Genomic DNA, 1,386 nt, shown 5'->3' with positions numbered 1-1,386 from the left:
TGGTGCGCTTAATCAGCAAGCCAACCAGTTAGCATGTCTATTACGTCAGGAAGGATTACAACAAGGAGAGGCTGTAGGTATTTTATTGACACGCTCGGTGAATATGGTCGTGGCTTTACTGGGGGTGCTAAAAGCGGGGGGAACATACATACCGTTGGACCCGAACTATCCTAGAAGCCGTTTAGATCACATCATCGAAGATACTGCGTTGCGACAGGTTATTAGTCAAAGTAACACCCATGAGTTACTCGCTTTAACGGGCATAACGCAGTGGCTATTAGATGACAATCAGCTACAACAACAATTGTCGCAGTATCCAACAACTAACTTAGCAAGAAACGTCAATGCTAACAGTGCACAAAATTGTTACCTGATTTATACCTCAGGCTCAACAGGCAAACCCAAAGGGGTATCGATAGCGCATCGAAATGCCATGGCAATGGTGCAATGGGGTGGAGAGTTTTATCAGCAAGATGAATTAGCGGGTGTCCTGGCAAGTACATCATTGAACTTTGACCTATCAGTATTTGAATTATTTGTGCCACTGAGCTTTGGCGGCAAAGTGATAGTAGTGGAAAATATTTTGAGTTTACTGAGCGAAGATATTGCAGGTATTCGTTTGGTGAATACGGTGCCATCAGGCATTGATGCATTAGTATCAGCACAGCGATTGCCAAGCAGCGTTGTGAGTGTCAATTTGGCGGGTGAGCCGTTGAAGAAAGTGCTAGTAGAGACCTTATTTGCAGAGCATAGTTTACGCCGCGTAGTGAATTTATATGGGCCATCAGAAGATACGACGTATTCAACTTATTATGAGATGACTTCGGCACCAAGCAAAGAGCCAAGAATAGGAAAGCCCATTGCGAATACGCAAGTGTATGTATTAGGGGCGCAAGAAGAGCTGTTACCTTTGGGTGTAACAGGAGAGTTGTATTTAGGGGGCGCAGGTGTTGCGAATGGATATTTTAATCAAGCAGAGCTAACAGCATCACGTTTCGTGAAGAATCCTTTTAGTCATGAAGCAGATTCGCGATTATATAAGACAGGGGATTTAGTACGTTACGATGAAGAGGGACAATTGTGTTTTATAGGCAGGACAGATGAGCAAGTTAAAATACGCGGGTTTCGAGTAGAAGTAGCAGAGATAGAACATCATTTAAATGAGCATAATTCAGTATTAGAGGCCATTGTCCTGGTGACGCAAGGTTCGAACGAGCAACAGTTGCAGGCATATGTAAGAACGGATGAGGAAGAAACAGGGTTAGCGCAACAACTGAGATCACATTTATTAAGCGCACTCCCAGAATATATGGTCCCGAGTCGGTTTGTGTTTATGGCTCAATGGCCATTGTCAGCAAATGGTAAAATAGACAAGCAAGCCTTAAA

1 protein-coding gene is annotated in these 1,386 nt (G+C 43.7%); it reads left to right on the top strand.

Annotation, left to right across the window (positions count from 1 at the left end):
• Window positions 1-1,386: amino acid adenylation domain-containing protein (locus tag J8L97_RS22910; RefSeq protein WP_211053028.1), on the top strand; the 1,386-nt coding region annotated here is incomplete at both ends.

Source organism: Pseudoalteromonas sp. MMG012, assembly GCF_018100875.1.
Classification (GTDB): domain Bacteria; phylum Pseudomonadota; class Gammaproteobacteria; order Enterobacterales; family Alteromonadaceae; genus Pseudoalteromonas; species Pseudoalteromonas aurantia.
Note: the sequence above shows the minus strand (reverse complement) of the source record. Positions and strands in the feature narration are given on the sequence as shown.